We start from the raw sequence: 17,388 nt of genomic DNA, 5'->3' as shown, positions 1-17,388 counted from the left end.
TTTGCTGATGTTGAAGAGAGAACTGCACTGATGGCCCTGGCAATTTTTGATTTGGACGAAACCCTGATCCACGGCGACTGCGCCACCCTCTGGAGCGAACAAATGGGTCGCTTGGGCTGGGTCGATCCCGAGTCGTTCATGCGTCAGAACAACGAACTGATGGACGCCTACAGCCACGGCAAACTACGGATGGAGGAGTACATGACCTTCAGTCTGGAGCCGATGATCGGGCGCACGCCGGAAGAGGTCGACCATTTGGTAGGGCCTTGGGTGGAAGACTTCATCGAGCCGATCATTTTCAGTGACGCCACCAAAGCCATTGCAGCCCATCGCAAGGCCGGCGACCGGATTTTGGTGATTTCGGCATCGGGCACGCACCTGGTGAGGCCGATTGCCGATCGCTTGGGCATCGACGAGATTCTCGGCATCGAGCTGGAAGTAACGCATGGGGTTTATAGCGGCAACACGGTGGGCACGCTGACCTACCGCGAAGGCAAGATCACGCGTTTGCTGGAGTGGCTGGATGCGGAAGAGGAAAACCTGGAAGGCGCGAGTTTCTACTCTGACTCACGTAATGATTTGCCGTTGCTGCTGAAAGTAGATTTCCCACACGTGGTAAACCCGGATCCGGTGTTGCTTGAACACGCAGAAAAAGCCGGCTGGCCGATCCATCTCTGGAAGTAACCGAAAATCAATGTGGGAGCGAGCCTGCTCGCGAAGAACGATAACGCGGTCTCACAGGTAGACCGCGTCGCCTGATTCGTCGGAACGCCGCCCGGAGCCGGCTCGCTCCCACAGGTTCGGTGTTCTCAGGTCAGGCTTTCGTCGATCACCAACACCAACTTCCCCGACACCTTATTAGTCGCCAACTCCGCAAACGCCGCTTCGGCGTCCTTGATCGGAAAGGTCTTGGCCAATTTCGGGCTTAAACGCCCTTCAGCAAACAACGGCCAGACATGCTGGCTCAGATCACTGAACAAATCCGCCTTGAACTGATCGTCGCGACTGCGCAAGGTCGAACCCAGTAATTGCACGCGCTTGGCCAGCACCTGCGCCAGATCCAGCTGCGCCTCACGTCCGCCCATCAGGCCGATCAGCACCCAACGGCCATCGAGCGCCATCAGTTTCAGATTCAGCGCGGCGTAGTTGCCGCCCACCGGGTCGAGAATCACATCGAACGGCCCCAGGTCACTCAAGCGGTCCAGATCCCCGTTGCGCACTACCCCGCCTTGCGCGCCCAGCGCTTCGCAGTAAGCCAAACGCTCGGCGGAACCGACGCTGACCCAGCACGGGTTACCAAACGCCTTGCACAGCTGAATGGCAGCTGAACCGATTCCACTTGCTCCGGCATGCAGGAGAACTTTCTCACCCGGCTTGAGCGCAGCCAATTGAAACAAATTCAGCCAAACGGTCGCATACACTTCCGGCAGCGCTGCTGCCTCAGCCAGAGACAAACCTTCGGGAACCGGCAACACATGCCGTCCGTCGACAACTACCTCCTCGGCCATCCCGCCCCCGGCCAGCAAGGCGCAGACCCGATCCCCAACCTGCCAGGACGAGCCCGGCCCCACCTCGCTGATCACCCCCGAACACTCAAGACCCAGTACCTGACTGGCTCCCGGCGGTGGCGGATAAAGACCCGCCTTCTGTAACAAATCGGCGCGATTGAGACCCGCAGCCGCCACTCGAATCCGAACTTGTCCTACATCGCATGTAGGACTGGGCTCTTCCACCCACGCCACTTGACCTTCAACGCCTTGCAATGCTTTCACAGTGCCTCCATAGTGAGTCTGGACTGAGCCCGTAGCTGTAGCGCCGGGCTTTCTTGCATTATGCGACCGGCCCTCGTGGTACCGGCGACTTCAAAGACGGCCTAATATGCGTGATCAATTGTCCCCGCGTCGAATCAGCATGAAGCATTTTTTCCCCAGCACCGCCCTAGCCCTATTCATTGGTATCGGTCTGTTGCCGATGTCGACCAATTCGTTTGCAGCCAATAGCTGGGACAAGCTTCAGCCTGATCGTGACGAAGTGATCGCCAGCCTGAACGTCGTCGAGTTGCTAAAGCGCCATCACTACAGCAAGCCGCCGCTCGATGACGCGCGCTCCGTGATCATCTATGACAGCTACCTCAAACTGCTGGACCCGTCGCGCAGCTACTTCATGGCCAGCGACATTGCCGAATTCGACAAGTGGAAAACCCAGTTTGACGACTTCCTCAAAAGCGGCGACCTGAATGCCGGGTTCACCATCTACAAGCGCTACCTGGACCGCGTCAAAGCGCGTCTGGACTTCGCCCTTGCCGAGTTGAACAAAGGCGTCGACAAGATCGACTTCACCGCCAAGGAAACCTTGCTGATCGATCGCAAGGACGCCCCTTGGCTCAAGTCCACCGCAGAACTCGACGACCTGTGGCGCAAACGCGTCAAGGACGAAGTGCTGCGGCAGAAGATCGCGGGCAAGGACTCCAAGCAGATTCAGGAAACCCTGACCAAGCGCTACAAGAATCAATTGGCGCGCCTGGACCAGACCCGTCCGGAAGATATCTTCCAGGCGTACATCAATACCTTCGCCATGTCCTACGACCCGCACACCAACTATCTGTCACCGGATAACGCGGAGAACTTCGACATCAACATGAGCCTGTCCCTCGAGGGCATTGGCGCCGTGTTGCAGAGCGACAACGACCAGGTGAAAGTCGTGCGTCTGGTGCCTGCCGGCCCGGCCGACAAGACCAAACAAGTCGCACCGGCCGACAAGATCATCGGCGTTGCCCAGGGCAACAAAGAAATGGTCGACGTGGTCGGCTGGCGCCTGGACGAAGTGGTCAAGTTGATCCGCGGGCCGAAAGGCACCGTGGTGCGCCTGGAAGTGATCCCGGCCAGCAATGCGCCTAACGACCAGACCAGCAAGATCGTCCCGATCACCCGCGAAGCGGTGAAGCTTGAAGACCAGGCGGTGAAGAAGTCGGTCCTCAACCTGAAACAGGACGGCAAGGACTACAAGCTCGGCGTCATCGAGATCCCGGCCTTCTACCTGGACTTCAAGGCTTTCCGTGCTGGCGATCCGGACTACAAGAGCACCACTCGCGACGTCAAGAAACTGCTGACCGAGTTGCAGAAAGACAAGGTCGACGGCGTAGTCATCGACCTTCGCAACAATGGCGGCGGTTCCCTGCAGGAAGCCACCGAGCTGACCAGTCTGTTCATCGACAAAGGTCCGACCGTTCTCGTGCGTAATGCCGATGGCCGGGTCGATGTGCTGGAAGATGAAAACCCGGGGGCCTTCTACAAAGGGCCGATGGCGTTGCTGGTCAACCGCTTGTCTGCCTCGGCTTCGGAAATTTTTGCCGGCGCCATGCAGGACTATCACCGCGCGTTGATCATCGGCGGCCAGACCTTCGGCAAAGGCACCGTGCAGACCATTCAGCCGCTGAACCATGGCGAACTGAAACTGACCCTGGCCAAGTTCTACCGGGTTTCCGGCCAGAGCACCCAGCATCAGGGCGTACTGCCGGACATCGATTACCCGTCGATCATCGACACCAAGGAAATCGGCGAAAGCGCACTGCCAGAAGCCATGCCGTGGGACACCATCCGTGCGGCCATCAAGCCTGCGGTCGACCCGTTCAAGCCTTACATCTCGCAGCTTAAATCCGAGCATGACGCACGCTCGGCCAAAGACGCCGAGTTTGTGTTTATCCGCGACAAGTTGGCCCTGGCCCAGAAGCTAATGGAAGAAAAAACCGTCAGCCTCAACGAAGTCGATCGTCGTAAGCAACACGCCGACATAGAAGCCAAGCAACTGGTCATGGAAAACATTCGTCGCAAGGCCAAGGGCGAAGAACCGCTCAAAGAGCTGAAGAAAGAAGACGAGGATGCTATTGCGGCCGAGCCGGACAAGACCAAACCGGAAGACGATGCCTACCTGAGCGAAACCGGGCGGATTCTGTTGGACTACCTGAAACTCAATACCACGGTAGCCAAGCACTAAGTTGTTACAAGCAAGATGATGGCAATTTAATGCTGACGCTCCCCGGAGCGTCATCATACAGTCATCATTCTGTCGTGAAATAAAGGACTGGGAGCCCCTCTTTATCCAAGAGAGTGCTCCCAGTCCTTTTTTATCGCCAGAGAAAGCCATGACCACCACAGAACAGCTGAGTGCCTTGAGTTCCATACTGGCTCAAAGCGGTTTGCACAGCTTGTTCCAGCCGATCATTTCCCTCTCTGAGCGACGTATTGTCGGTTACGAAGCCCTCAGTCGCGGCCCCTCCAACAGTCCGCTGCACTCCCCCCTCGCACTGTTCGCCGTCGCCCGTCAGGCCGGCCGCCTGAGCGAGCTGGAAATCGCTTGCCGTCAAAGCGCCTGCCGACGTTTCAACGAGCAGCAACTGCCCGGCAAACTGTTCCTCAACGTTTCCCCTGAATCCCTGCTCGAAGCCGCCCACCAACCCGGGCGCACCCTGCAACTGCTGCAGGATTTCGGCATATCGCCGAGTCAGGTGGTCATAGAACTGACTGAACAAACCCCGACCGACGATTTCGAGCTGCTGCAAACCGCGTTGCATCACTATCGAGCGATGGGATTTTCCATTGCTCTGGATGATCTGGGCGCAGGCTATTCGAGTTTGCGGCTGTGGTCTGAATTGCGTCCGGACTACGTGAAAATTGATCGACACTTCATCGACGGCATTCACCAGGACGCCCTCAAGCGCGAATTCGTCGGCTCGATCCTGCAAATCGCCAAGGCCTCGCGGGCACAAGTGATCGCAGAAGGTATCGAGCTGCCGGAAGAACTCGCGGTGCTGACCGAGATGGGCGTCGATCTGGTTCAGGGTTATCTGCTCTGCCGCCCCCAGGAACATCCACCTCGTGATGCCCGAGCCCTGATGCCCAAACGGGAAAGCACAGCGGTGGCGTTGAATGATGAAGTCAGCGACCTTAGCGCTTTGCTCAACGACCAACCGGCAGTGGGTCGCGATACACCGACCGCCACCGTCCTGGAAGCCTTTCGCCGCCAGGCCAACCTGAACTCCCTGGCGGTACTCGACGAGCAAGGTCAGCCCTGCGGCATCGTCCACCGGCATTCGCTCTCCGATGCACTGCTCAAGCCTTTTGCCACCGACCTGTTCGCCCGCAAGCCGATCAGCCGTTTAATGAGTGATGACTTCCTCGCCGTTGAGATGAGCCAGTCGCTGCAACAAGTGAGTCGCCTGATCACCAGCCGCGCGCGGCAGCGCATCGAAGAAGACTTCATCATCACCCTCAACGGCGGTTACCTGGGACTGGGCCGAGTGATCGACGTACTCAAACTGATTACCGAACTGAAGATCCAGCAAGCCCGTTACGCCAACCCGCTGACCCTGCTGCCGGGCAACGTGCCGATCCAGCAATGCCTGTCGCGACTGCTGCAACAGCAACGGGAGTCGGTGATCTGCTACGTCGACATCGACAGTTTCAAACCCTTCAACGACATCTACGGCTACGGCCGTGGGGACGAAGTCCTGCTGTGCCTGGCGCAATGCCTGAATGATCGCGTCGACCCTTCCCGCGACTTTGTCGGCCATATCGGCGGCGATGACTTCCTGCTGGTACTCGGCCCGGAAGACTGGCGCAAACGCTTGAACCAACTGCTGGACGACTTCCAGAGCCAATGCCGACGCTTTTATCGCAGCGAACACCTGGAAGCCGGCTGCTTCATCGCCCCAAACCGCCAGGGTGTGCGCCAGGAGTTTGAATTGCTGTCACTGTCGATCGGCGTGGTGCATTTACATCCACAGGCCTGTGGACAACTCGATGCAAGCCAGTTGGCGGAGATGGCATCGCAGGCCAAGCATCACGCGAAGAATGTGCCGGGGTATAGCGTGCATGTGATTGATAGTCTCGCGGTGCCTGGGAAAGAGGAGGCCTTGCTGGAAGGTCAACGCTGAGTTGTCTGACACCATCGCGAGCAAGCTCGCTCCCACATTGGATCTGCCTCGTTCACAAATCCCCTGTGGGAGCGAGCTTGCTCGCGATGGCGTCCGCTCATACAACACAGGTTTGGGTTATTGCCCATGACCACGAGCAGCCAACTCTTTCAGCTTGAGCTCAGCCAACGGATGCCCGGCCTTCGCAGCCATGCCCCACCAGCGCGCAGCTTCAACCGCATCCGGCGCCTTGCTCGGCGTCCCTGCCAGACTAATCACGCCCACCTGATACGCCGCTTTGCCATCCCCCGCCAACGCCGCCAGGCGCAACAATCGCACTCCTTCTTCGCGAGCGCCAAGGCCGACGCCGCGAAAGGTCAGGATGTGGCCATAGAAGCTCTGGGCGCCAACATCACCCAGGTTCGCCATGCGTGCGAACTGGCCTTCGAGCCAGCTCCAGCCACGCGGCTGACGCACAAACCACGACCAGTGAAACAGCCTACGCGCCAGCCAGTAACTGGCCTTCGCCTTGAGTCGTAGAAACACTCAGGCCTCTGCCGATTCGGGGTATTCGTACTCGAACACCCGCACCACTTCCGAGGCATGCCAGGATGCTGCGGCCACCCCATCGGACGGCCCGGAGAAACGCCCCAGACGTTCGACACATTCAAAGAATCCGGTGCGTGGCAGGCGACTGGCGCCCTGGCTGATCACCAGCGAACTGCGCAATGGCTGCTCGGCCTTGGCGTCCAGCGCGGCCAGATGTTCAAGGGCGGCGGTCAAGGTTTGCATGGCCGGTGTGGGCAGTTGCAAACGTTCAAGCAACGCCCGGTATGTCAGAAGATGACGCTGGCGGCGCGCCTGATCCAGTTCGCCCAGCAACCCGTCCCAATGTTGACGACTGATGCGTACGCTCACGATTCATCCCTCCACCCTGGCACCGTCAATTCCCAGGCCAGGCTGCGGCGAATCGCAGCATCGGGTAGACGCTCGCCACTTTCGATCAAGGCCAGATAAGACGGGCTGATGCCTACCGTGCGGGCCAACGCCTCGATGGCGATGCCCTTCCCTTCGCGCAAACTGCGTAGTTGATCCAGACCCGGAAGAATCTGGTCTGGTGTTGCTGCGTGACGCTCTGGGGCGACCCGCGGCGGTTGTTCATTGATGCCTGCTGCTTTTAGTAGAGCCTGATACTGAGCCCATGGCAGAACCGCATACTCGGGCTCTCCTTCGCGTGTAATTATCTGAATATCCATGACTACCCCGTAGGACAACAACACTTAGCGAGTCGGCACTTTTCCCTAGAAGTGTAATCCTAACAGCGGCCAAGGTCGCGGGGGTATCAATCTGTGGATGAGATTGAATCAGTTCAGTTTTTTTTCGGCCCCTGAAGTTGAAGTTGTTCCGGGGTATCGGGCAGGCGTTCGACCACCGCAAGCTTTTCCGGCAACTGACGCTTGCGCCAGGCGCGGAAGGCGTTGAGCTCATCGTCGAGAACTTTCATCAGCCAGGCCAGCACCGCGATGTCATCGAGCATGCCGAACACTGGAATGAAGTCCGGAATGGCATCCAGCGGACTGAGGAAGTACATCAGGCCTGCCACCACCGACATCAGCGCTTTGGGGCTGATGGCCCGATACTCACCGCGCCAGTAAGCCAGGCAGAGTGCCTGCAACAGGCGTAGATCATCCTTGAGCTTGCCCAGCCGGTTACCCTGGCTGGCACCTTTGCTGGCCACCGCGAAGAGCAAGGTCGGCAAACGTCCACGCGCGAGCAGGCGTCCGGCCAGAGGCAGGAAACGAGCGAAATTCCAAGGCGTTTTCATCATTCCTCCCACTGAAATGTTATCCACACAAATTGTGGATAACCTTGTGAACAGAGCTGCATTTCACGGCTGAAAGCCCCGTTTCATAAGGGCCTAACTCAGATCGGGCGTTTTTTACTCACATAAAAAAACCCAAGATTTCATTGACTTGGCGCTCTGGCGCGGCTAGCACGGGCGTCCTCAATGGCTATGACTCCAGCCTACAGCATCCGTTCGCTTTGTTTACCTTTGCTGAACGCCAGATGCAACAACGCCCCGCATAAGCGAGGCGTTGTTTTTAGAGCAGACGCTGATTACTTGGTAACGGCGTCTTGTTTTGCTGGATCCTTGATTGCCAGCAGTTCCAGATCGAATACCAGCACCGAGTTGGCTGGAATCGCCGGGCTTGGGCTTTGGGCGCCGTAAGCCAGTTCGCTAGGGATGTACAGTTTGTACTTCTCACCAACGTGCATCAGTTGCAGGCCTTCGACCCAACCCGGAATCACACCGCTGACCGGCAGATCGATCGGGCTGCCACGCTCGACGGAACTGTCGAAAACGGTGCCGTTGGTCAGGGTGCCGGTGTAGTGAACGGACACTACGTCGGTCGGCTTAGGCTGTGCGCCATCGGCTTTCTTGACCACCTCATACTGCAGGCCCGAAGCGGTGGTGGTTACACCGGCTTTCTTGGCGTTGTCTTCGAGGAATTTCTTGCCGGCAGCTGCCGACTCTTCGCTCATTTTGGCCATACGCTCTTCAGCACGCTTTTGCAGTGCTGCGAAGGCTTCGACCAGTTCGTCATCCTTCAGCTTCTGCTCTTTCTTGCCGACGGCATCTTCGATGCCTTGGGCTACGGCTTTGGAGTCCAGGTCATCCATGCCTTCCTGAGCCAGGCTCTTGCCCATGTTCAGGCCAATCCCGTAGGAAGCTTTTTGCGCCGGGGTTTTCAGCTCTACGCTGGTCTGCGAATCACAACCCGCAAGTACCAGGCTAACCAGGGCCACCGCCGCCGCCAACCGATGCTGTTTCATGCTATTTCCTTGTTCATGCGCCTAAAGGGCAATCGAATAAAGCCGCGAGCTTATCAGGCGGCCACGACCAATGGCTACCGGCATGAGAGCAGGAAACTTCTGATAAGTTCAGGTGTTTTAACGCATTTCGGGAATGGGCTGATGAAGCTTCTGTCATCTTGCGCCCACAGAAACCAATAGCAAAACCCCAGCATCTGGCGTAATGGCCACTTGCCGCACCTCAGGTACTGAGGCATAAGGGAGCTTCAAATCGACAAGGATGTTTATCTTGCGCCTCTTCTTTCGCTTGCTGGTTCTGTTCGCAGTCCTGCTGGGGCTGGGCCTCGCCGTGGTTCTGTACTACGTCGCCAACCCGAAACTGCCGGTCTGGCCCCCCGTGCAGCAAGTGCATTACCTGGAGCAATGGAGCGCCAGCGACCGCGAGATTTACTACTTCACGCCCCAGGGCACTCAGGTCAAGGGCTTGCGCTATGACTGGTTCAAGGCCCTCGAATTGCCGTTCTCGCAACAGCGATTCGCCGCTCCCGAATACCTCGCCCGCTTCGGTTTTCTGATCGACCCCAGCCAGAGACCCACGCCGAACAACCCCGGCAATCTGCCAGTGGGCTTTGCCCGCCATCAGAACCCTGGAAGCCAGGACGAGTTTCTGGACATCACCTGCGCTGCCTGCCACACCGGCGAACTGCGCTTTAACGGCCAGGCCGTGCGCATCGATGGCGGTTCGGCGCAGCACGTTCTGCCATCCAGCGTTCCTACGTTACACGGCGGCAGTTTCGGACAAGCGCTGGTAGCGAGTCTGACGTCGACTTACTACAACCCATGGAAATTCGAACGTTTCGCACGCAACGTATTGGGCCAGGACTACGAGGCCCGGCATCAACAACTGCGCAAAGACGTCAAAGTCTCTCTCGATATCTTCTTGAAGGTGGCCTGGAACGACACCCATCGCGGGCTCTATCCCACCGAAGAAGGCCCCGGCCGCACCGACGCTTTCGGGCGCATTGCCAACGCCAGTTTCGGCGATGCGATTTCCCCCGCCAACTACCGTGTAGCCAATGCTCCGGTCGACTATCCGCAACTGTGGGACATGTGGACCTTCGACTGGGTGCAGTGGAACGGTTCGGCGCAGCAACCGATGGCCCGCAACATCGGTGAGGCCTTGGGTGTGGGTGCGACGCTGAATTTCTTCGACGTTAACGGCCAACCGCTTAAAGGAGACGCACGTTATCCGTCCAGTGTCCGCTTGCGCGATCTGCACCTGATCGAACAAACCCTGCAGCGGCTCAAACCCCCAGCCTGGCCGGAGGAACTGCTGGGCGCCATCGACAAGACCCAGGCAGCAAAAGGTCGCGAATTATTCACCGAGAACTGCGCCGGCTGCCATGTACCTCGATCGGTCCAGAGCGACGGGCGCTGGGTGCAACATTTGAAAATGCTGCCCGTGGAGTTCATCGGCACAGACCCGGGCGCGGCCAATAACATCGCCGACCATCGCTTCGACCTCACAGCCTTGCAATGGGACCCGGCAGAGCTGGCGCAACTGGATGTTCAGTTGCAGCCGACGCCCACTGAATCGCTGGATTTGAGCAAGCTCTCATCGGCTAAAGGGTTGGCCTACGTCACCGCTTTCGTCGGAAACCGGGCCTTCCGTGAAGCAAACATTCCTACGGCCGAACGACCGGACATGGACGGCTTCGGCCTGCCGATTGGCGTGCGCGAATTGCGCGCCTACAAGGCTCGACCATTGGCGGGAGTCTGGGCCACCGCGCCATTTCTGCATAACGGTTCGGTGCCGAGCATTTATCAGCTGCTCTCGCCCCAGGATGAACGCACAACCACCTTCTACAAGGGCACGTTCGAGTACGACCCGAGTCACCTCGGCTATCGCACCGAGGCTTTCACCAATGGATTTTTGTTCGACACGCGCATCACCGGCAATCACAACAGCGGCCACGAATTCCGGGCAGGCAAGCGTGGCAACGGCGTCATCGGTCGCCTGCTGCAGCCAGAAGAGCGCTGGGCGCTGCTGGAGTATCTGAAAGTGCTGGGCGGCCCGCTGGAGGCACAATTGCCATGAGCAGACTCTGGATGCGTTTTGGCGCCTTTCTCGGCAAAACCCTGTTGTGGTCGTTGGGTCTTGGATTGCTCGGCTGGGCGCTGGCCACGGCCTGGTTCGCCTGGCAGCACAGCGGCCCGGTTTCGGCAGAAGAACTGATTCCTGATGGCGAATCAGCGATGACCCAAGACATCATCCAGACGGCCGTGCGCATCGTCGATCAGCACCGTGAAAGCACCCGCTACCTGCGCGACGCCCATGCCAAGGCCCATGGCTGCGTGAAGGCCGAGGTTCAGGTGCTGCCGGATCTGGCGGACGAACTGCGTCAGGGTGTGTTCAGCGAACCCGACAAAACCTGGCAAGCGACGATGCGGCTGTCCAACGGCAATGCCTACCCGCAATTCGACAGCATCCGCGACGCACGGGGCATGGCGATCAAGTTGCTCGATGTGCCCGGCAAACAACTGCTGAATGATCAGAAGAGTCGTGGCGAACAGGACTTCGTGATGTTCAGCCATCCGAATTTCTTCGTCAGCGATGTCGCCGAGTACCGTCAGAATGTAGCCGCACAGGCTGACGGCAAGAAGCTGATGGCGTTCTTTCCAGGTTGGGACCCACGGACCTGGCAGGTTCGCCATCTGTTTATCGCGCTGGCGACACTTTCACCCGCCCCGGAAAGCCCGGCCCAGACGACTTACTTTTCGGTTTCGCCCTACAAATTCGGCGAAGCCAATGCCAAGTTCCGCGTCATGCCCGATCCGGCAAGCTGCCCGACTTACACCCTGCCTGCGCAAAACCAGAAGTTGCCGAACTTCCTGCGCAATGCGCTGAACCAGCAACTGTCGACCGACCGGGTACCGGCCTGTTTCGTCCTGCAGATACAGCGCCAGGACCCGGCCAAGTACATGCCGATAGAAGACACGAGCATTGAGTGGCAGCAAAGCGATGCTCCTTTCGAGACCGTGGCGCGGATCAAAGTACCCGCCCAGGACTTCGATACGCCTACGCTGAACGTGCAATGCGATAACCAGTCGTTCAACCCGTGGTTTGGCCTTGAGGCTCATCGCCCCATTGGCGGCATCAACCGGTTGCGCAAAGCCGTGTATGAAGCGGTGAGCGATTACCGGCACAGCCGTAATGGTGAGTAATCACTGCATCGCCTCCGGATCGACGGCCACGACGGTATCGGGAACGCTAACCCTACCGGCCCGTGGCCAGACCTTACTCGTATAAAGGACACCCAAGACCCCGGCAGCCGCCACCCAATCGACGAACGCCCTCGGACTCCGGCTTGGCAAAACGTAATACCGCCCCATCGGGCGTGCACAGAAACAGGCGATGATGAGGCGCAACGGCAACCCGGCCAAGACCGACTCGCATGTCCGTGGGAGAGAAGAAGTTTTTATAAAGCTCGACGTCTGTGGAGGGCAGTCGGTTTACCGGGTCCGGATTCATCGAGTGGTAGAAACCGTGAACGCGGAATGTTTCCGGGAGCATTGGATTACCGTCGTGACCCTTTGGGAAGAGAGCCTCCCGATTGAACGTGGCGTAATCGCTTGCAACAGGGAGGGTGACGACAAAAACTTTCTGCGTTTTGTGCTTGAGAACGATGCCGACCTGCTGCTGTGTAGTCGATAACTTTTGCATTTTCGTATGAAGATACCGAGCAACTTCCCTGGCATCCTTGAGGATCGGCCCACAGACCGGCATCAGACCGATCGGCGGATTTTGCTCCAATATGTCCTTCCTCCAGCTGGCTTTCAGCTCGCCCCTTACCCTCCAAAGATTACCTGGTACCACCGTGACGACCTCACCGGCTGCCACAGCCAACAAAATCAGAATGCTGCCTGGCACTGCACCTTTTTCATACAAGCTCTCGAAGGATTGAAGTCTGCCATCGGGCTTTCTCCCAAGCTGGCGTGACAACTCCTGCTCGAACCCTGAGTCTTTTGAGGTGTAAGAGATCAGGCCGCCAATCACTTCCAGACACGTAACATCTGGAAAATTTTCGACGCCGGGTCATCACTTCGAAAAGGTCGGAAATCGAAAAGAACAGCTTTCGCTGGATCCACTGTACGTTGCTGTCCTCCAGACCTCTGACCTTGTCGGCATGGCGCGCTTCGAGGGTGTATCCGCCCGGAACCTCCAGCTCACCATTTGCACTCACGGTGCGAAATTGCATCGCACTTGACCACCCGTTTGCATTCGCACTGACCACCCATTTGCATTCCATTTGACCGGGCGTTTGCATTCGATCTGACCATCTAATTGCATTGGTTGTGACCAATGAAATCTATCCCTGCATCCTTCCTATATTGCTGACTCGCCAACCACATAAGCGGCTGGCGATCCCACCTTGCTGAATTGCGCCGGTTGAGCGCCCGATCGTACTGCCCCTGTGGGAGATATCGGTCGCCCTCGGCGAGCCCCGCGGGAGCCCAAAGCTTGTGGCAACCAGTCAGTGGGTTTCCAGGTTCATCAGACCACTACAACAGATGCCTTCCTTTGGCCGCGGCCTTTGTGGCGTCAATGACCAGAGTGGAGAAGCATCGTTCATTGGTGTGCCGCGGATAAGCGCTCAAGGTCGCTGGTATCAGGCAGGTCTCCGGCGATGGATTCAAGAATGTCGGTCACGGTTAACAGCCCGATCACCCCGTCACGCTCGTTGACCACGAAGGCGATGTGCGTGGACTCTTTGCGCAATTGCTCCAGTGCATTGAGAATCGTCAACCTCTCCGACAATCTGAGCGCAGGACGTACCAGTTCTTCAATCTGTGCCTGATTGCCTTCAAGCAATACGTTGAGCACATCCTTTTTCTGGACGAAGCCCAGTGCTTCGCTTACACGGCCGTTACGGGTGACGGGAAGCCTGGAATGAGGGGAGTTGATCAGTACGCCCTCAAGTTCGGTCCATGGACTGGTGAGTTTGATCTGATCAATCTCAGTGCCTGGGGTCATGATTGACCGAACGCTCCGTTCTGCAAGCCTGAGTACTCCGCTGATCATGACCCGCTCGCGTCGATCAAAAACAGGTTCCAGGCCATCGCTCCCGACCATATCAACGACTTCTTCACCCACCTCGTCCTGTTCCAGTTGTTTGCCTCCCAGCAAACGCAAAACAGCATGCGCCGTTCTGACTCGCATTGAGTGCTGGCCCTGCAAGGATTTCTTGCGACGTGCGCGGGCAATCTGGTTGAACAATTCGATGAGGATGGAGAAGCCAATGGCAGCGTAGAGATAGCCCTTTGGAATATGGAAGCCAAGACCCTCAGCCGTAAGACTGAAGCCAATCATCATCAAGAACCCCAGACATAGCATGATCACAGTGGGGTGTGAGTTGACGAAGTGGGTCAATGGCTTACTGGCGACAATCATGATACCGATGGAGAAGATAACAGCGATCATCATGATCGAGAGTTCATCAACCATCCCCACGGCGGTGATCACGGCATCCAGCGAGAAGACGGCGTCAAGCACCACAATCTGCAAGACGATCGGCCAGAACAGCGCATAGCTGACGTTGCCCGTACGTTGCGCTACATGCCCTTCGAGGCGCTCATGAAGCTCCATCGTCGCTTTGAACAGCAGGAACACACCGCCGAACAGCATGATCAGATCTCGGCCGGAGAACACATGATCAAATACCGTCACCAATGGCTTGGTCAGCGTTACCATCCACGAAATACCCGCAAGCAGGCCCAGCCGCATAAGAAGTGCAAGCGAAAGCCCGATGAGTCGTGCCCGGTCGCGTTGCTCGGGTGGCAATTTGTCGGCAAGAATTGCAATAAAAACAAGATTGTCTATTCCGAGGACTAGCTCCAACACGATCAGTGTCAGCAAACCAAGCCACGCGGTGGGGTCCGCAATCCATTCCATAGTTAGTTACTTGCTCTCAAGGGGGGGGGTAGATTTTTGTGAGTCGTTAACGATGTAGCACTAAGAGAAAATAGCCGCTAAACGAGCGTGTAGCTCCTTCGTTAGCTAAGCTCCGTCAGCGCTCTTCGAATTGTTCGAGTGCTCGAGCCAGGCTTGCATCTGATAGCTCCCCTAGATGGCTGCTCACTAATTTGCCGTCTGCACTGTAGAACAGGGTCGTTGGTAACGCCATCGAACCAACGATCTGGCCAAGTCGTCCGCCTCCGTCAAATAAAATGTTGTTCAGGCTTAGTTTTTGGCTGGAGAGAAACTTATTGACGATATCCGATCCTTCACCTTGGTTCACGAAGAGAAAGTTCACATCTGGACGCTGTTCCTGAGCTTTCTGCAGCACAGGCATTTCACGACGGCAGGGAGGGCACCAGGTGGCCCACAAGTTGATCACCAGTGGACGCCCTTGATAGTGCGTGAGTTGTACGGTCTCTCCAGTGGTCGTGCGCACAGGTATTTCCGGCAAACGCGTACCTTGCTCGTAAACGCTCAGCGATAGTGTCCCCAAGCCCCACAGGAGCATGCCGGCAACCACCGACGCAGCCAGTGGTCGACGCAGCGCTGCACTTCGCCAGCCCCAGATCAGAGCCCCAATCACCACCGCGATTGCACCCGGCAAGGCAAGGAAACCGCCGTCACGTACATCGATGATGCGCCAGAGGTCACTGCCATAGTGCTCTCGATAGACGAGAACGAAGCTCGCTCGGGCTATCAAAAGTCCCAGCATCAACAGCCAGAACAGCACCGAATCCAGGCGTTCCCCACCCTGTTTGGCCACTCGACGCCCAATCAGGGTGGCGACCAATAACGCGCTGATCAGCAACAGATGGCTCAGTGAAATTACAAAACTGCCAATATTGAATGTAAGCATCAACTACCTTCCTTAGCTTGGTTCCAACTCTGAAGAAACGCCTCGGCGTCAACCTGCCCAGTAATACGCTGACTACGACGCTCCTCTGCGTCCGGCCCGATCCATAAAAAGCTTGGAGGCCCCGGTACCTTATAGCGGCTCAACAACTCACGGCTATCAGCGTTGTCAGCGGTGACGTCCAGGCGCAGCAGGCGCACATCCTTCAATGCGTCCATTACCTGTGGTTGGCCAAACACTTCCTTTTCCATCACTCGGCAAGACACACACCAGTCGGCGTAGTAATCCAGCAGCACCCACTGCCCACTTGCCCTCGCCGAATCCAGCTCGTTTTGCAACTCAGTCGCAGACTTAATGGTGGAGAACGCATCATGTCCCGACGGTTGCGATGCAGCGCTGGTAGTGGTTGCTCTATATACCTTCAATGGTTGCCAGAGATCATCTGAGCCACCAGCAGCGCCGACGACAAGCAGACTACCCCAGACACCAAACACAACAGAAGCAATGCCGAACATGTGAGTCGTCCGGGCCGCTGGTTGGCGTTGATGCCAGACAGCATAAGCCAGGGCCAGCGACAACGTGCCCCACAGTCCGATCCAAATCGACTCATCCAATACTGGTCTCAGCATGTAGATCGCCGTTCCCAGAAACAGGAATCCGAAGGCGCCTTTTAGCAAGTTCATCCACGCCCCTGGTTTGGGCAGGAAGCGGTTGCCAACAGTGACGAGCAACAACAAGGGAAGACCAATGCCCAGGCCCATGGCGAACAGAATAAGACCACCGTGCAGTGCGTTACCGCTTTGCGCGATGTATAGCAGCGCGCCAGCGAGAGGGGCTGTCATGCACGGACCCACCAATAGTCCTGACAACGCGCCCAGGACTCCGGCGCCCACCAGGCTGCCACCATTTCGTTGGCGACTGGCATTTTCCAGGCGATCGCGCAGGAAGGCGGGCAACTGCAATTCGAAAAAACCAAACATCGGCAACGACAGCAGGATGAATACCGCAGCAAAACTACCCAGCACCCACGGTTGTTGCAGCAACGCCTGGAGGTTGGCGCCCAGCATGGCAGCAAGCACACCCATGGAGGCGTATACCAACGCCATGCAGAACACATAGCTACCAGCCAGGGCAAAACCGCGCCGCGGGCTCGCGCCACTGCCGACTACCAGTCCTGCAAGAATCGGCAGCATGGGAAGAGAGCAAGGGGCAAACGCCAGCAGCAAGCCCAGACCGAAGAAGATCAGCAGGCTCCAGCCAAGTGCTCGTTGCTGAAGACCACTGGCAAGTGCTTGATCGGGTGCTTCGGCAGGAGTGGTTGCCGACGGGCTACCGCCCAGGTCAACGACCACTGACTGCGGTGGATAGCACAAACCGGCATCGGCGCAGCCCTGCCAGCCCACCTTGATTTTACCGCTGGCCTCGGCTGGAAGCTTCAACTCCAGCCCCTGCCGATAGACTTGCTGGGTGCCGAAAAACTCATCGCTGTGAACTTCACCGTCAGGAAACGGCGGAGTATTTTCTTGGGCCAAACCATCGAATGTTAAACGTTGCTGATACAGGTAATACCCATCGGCGACTTGCCAGTAGAGTTGAGTTTCCCCTGAGGGAAGACGCTGAGAACTGAACGCAAATGCTTTTTCTGCGGGAAGAAACTCAGGTTTAACATCAAATAGACTGCCCCCTGCATGGGAGAATCCTGAAAACAACATCAACAACAGAGTAAACAAACGGCACATAAATAGGCTCTTTTTTGAGAACTGGCGAAGGGTAGCACAAGGTGATTAAGCT

14 protein-coding genes and 1 pseudogene are annotated in these 17,388 nt (G+C 57.4%); 5 read left to right on the top strand and 10 right to left on the bottom strand.

The annotated features are described in order from the left end of the window. Positions 1-30: 30 nt before the first annotated feature. Entirely contained in the window at positions 31-684 is a 654-nt protein-coding gene (locus tag ACIQU2_RS14880; RefSeq protein WP_046056551.1) for an HAD family phosphatase, read from the top strand. A 125-nt stretch (positions 685-809) separates the two neighbouring features. Here the strand turns inward: ACIQU2_RS14880 and ACIQU2_RS14875 are convergent, their stop codons facing one another. Beyond that, entirely contained in the window at positions 810-1,772 is a 963-nt protein-coding gene (locus ACIQU2_RS14875; protein ID WP_403141978.1) for a zinc-binding dehydrogenase, read from the bottom strand. A 139-nt stretch (positions 1,773-1,911) separates the two neighbouring features. Here ACIQU2_RS14875 and ACIQU2_RS14870 point away from each other — a divergent pair, with 139 nt between their 5' ends. Continuing rightward, positions 1,912-3,993: a carboxy terminal-processing peptidase gene (locus ACIQU2_RS14870; protein WP_347803761.1), complete on the top strand. Its 2,082-nt coding sequence runs from the start codon at positions 1,912-1,914 to the stop codon at positions 3,991-3,993. Between the two features lie 148 nt (positions 3,994-4,141). Then, complete coding sequence (locus ACIQU2_RS14865) at positions 4,142-5,932, top strand: bifunctional diguanylate cyclase/phosphodiesterase (protein WP_403141973.1); 1,791 nt, start codon at positions 4,142-4,144, stop codon at positions 5,930-5,932. Positions 5,933-6,049: 117 nt separating this feature from the next. Here ACIQU2_RS14865 and ACIQU2_RS14860 read toward each other — a convergent pair whose 3' ends face one another. The 5 genes from ACIQU2_RS14860 to ACIQU2_RS14840 all read right to left on the bottom strand — a co-directional run bounded on the left by ACIQU2_RS14860 (position 6,050) and on the right by ACIQU2_RS14840 (position 8,746). Further along, positions 6,050-6,457, bottom strand: coding sequence for a sel1 repeat family protein (locus ACIQU2_RS14860; RefSeq protein ID WP_403141971.1), 408 nt, complete (start codon positions 6,455-6,457; stop codon positions 6,050-6,052). Next, positions 6,458-6,829: a hypothetical protein gene (locus ACIQU2_RS14855; RefSeq protein WP_003223109.1), complete on the bottom strand. Its 372-nt coding sequence runs from the start codon at positions 6,827-6,829 to the stop codon at positions 6,458-6,460. Beyond that, the gene (locus ACIQU2_RS14850; RefSeq protein WP_123369006.1) at positions 6,826-7,167 is read right to left on the bottom strand and encodes a helix-turn-helix domain-containing protein; all 342 of its coding nucleotides are present in this window, start codon (positions 7,165-7,167) and stop codon (positions 6,826-6,828) included. The genes ACIQU2_RS14855 and ACIQU2_RS14850 overlap by 4 nt, the downstream gene beginning before the upstream one ends. 113 nt (positions 7,168-7,280) lie before the next feature. Further along, a complete protein-coding gene (locus ACIQU2_RS14845; protein ID WP_347803764.1) occupies positions 7,281-7,736 on the bottom strand; it encodes a YkvA family protein in 456 nt (151 codons plus the stop codon). Between the two features lie 293 nt (positions 7,737-8,029). After that, positions 8,030-8,746 (bottom strand): FKBP-type peptidyl-prolyl cis-trans isomerase, encoded by a 717-nt coding sequence (locus ACIQU2_RS14840; RefSeq protein WP_347803765.1) that lies wholly within the window; start codon positions 8,744-8,746, stop codon positions 8,030-8,032. 268 nt (positions 8,747-9,014) lie between these two features. Between ACIQU2_RS14840 and ACIQU2_RS14835 the strand changes: the two genes are divergently transcribed. Next, positions 9,015-10,823: a di-heme-cytochrome C peroxidase gene (locus tag ACIQU2_RS14835; protein WP_403141964.1), complete on the top strand. Its 1,809-nt coding sequence runs from the start codon at positions 9,015-9,017 to the stop codon at positions 10,821-10,823. After that, positions 10,820-11,950 carry a catalase family protein gene (locus ACIQU2_RS14830; RefSeq protein WP_403141961.1) on the top strand — a complete coding sequence of 377 codons (1,131 nt, stop codon included), beginning with the start codon at positions 10,820-10,822 and terminating at the stop codon, positions 11,948-11,950. The genes ACIQU2_RS14835 and ACIQU2_RS14830 overlap by 4 nt, the downstream gene beginning before the upstream one ends. A gap of 73 nt (positions 11,951-12,023) precedes the next feature. On the opposite strand, the gene ACIQU2_RS14825 is transcribed toward ACIQU2_RS14830, so the two are convergent. From ACIQU2_RS14825 to dsbD, 4 genes and pseudogenes are all read right to left on the bottom strand, one after another. Beyond that, positions 12,024-12,782, bottom strand: a complete 759-nt coding sequence (locus ACIQU2_RS14825) for a hypothetical protein (RefSeq protein ID WP_403141958.1) — start codon at positions 12,780-12,782, stop codon at positions 12,024-12,026. Between the two features lie 597 nt (positions 12,783-13,379). Beyond that, positions 13,380-14,678, bottom strand: a pseudogene (locus ACIQU2_RS14820) (CBS domain-containing protein); the annotation flags it as partial. 115 nt (positions 14,679-14,793) lie between these two features. Further along, positions 14,794-15,600 (bottom strand): prolipoprotein diacylglyceryl transferase family protein, encoded by an 807-nt coding sequence (locus ACIQU2_RS14815; RefSeq protein WP_403141956.1) that lies wholly within the window; start codon positions 15,598-15,600, stop codon positions 14,794-14,796. Beyond that, positions 15,600-17,336, bottom strand: a complete 1,737-nt coding sequence (dsbD, locus tag ACIQU2_RS14810) for a protein-disulfide reductase DsbD (RefSeq protein WP_403141953.1) — start codon at positions 17,334-17,336, stop codon at positions 15,600-15,602. The genes ACIQU2_RS14815 and dsbD overlap by 1 nt, the downstream gene beginning before the upstream one ends. Positions 17,337-17,388: the final 52 nt, after the last annotated feature.

This window comes from Pseudomonas sp. NPDC098740 (genome assembly GCF_044760065.1).
GTDB classification, from domain to species: domain Bacteria; phylum Pseudomonadota; class Gammaproteobacteria; order Pseudomonadales; family Pseudomonadaceae; genus Aquipseudomonas; species Aquipseudomonas rossensis.
Note: the sequence above shows the minus strand (reverse complement) of the source record. Positions and strands in the feature narration are given on the sequence as shown.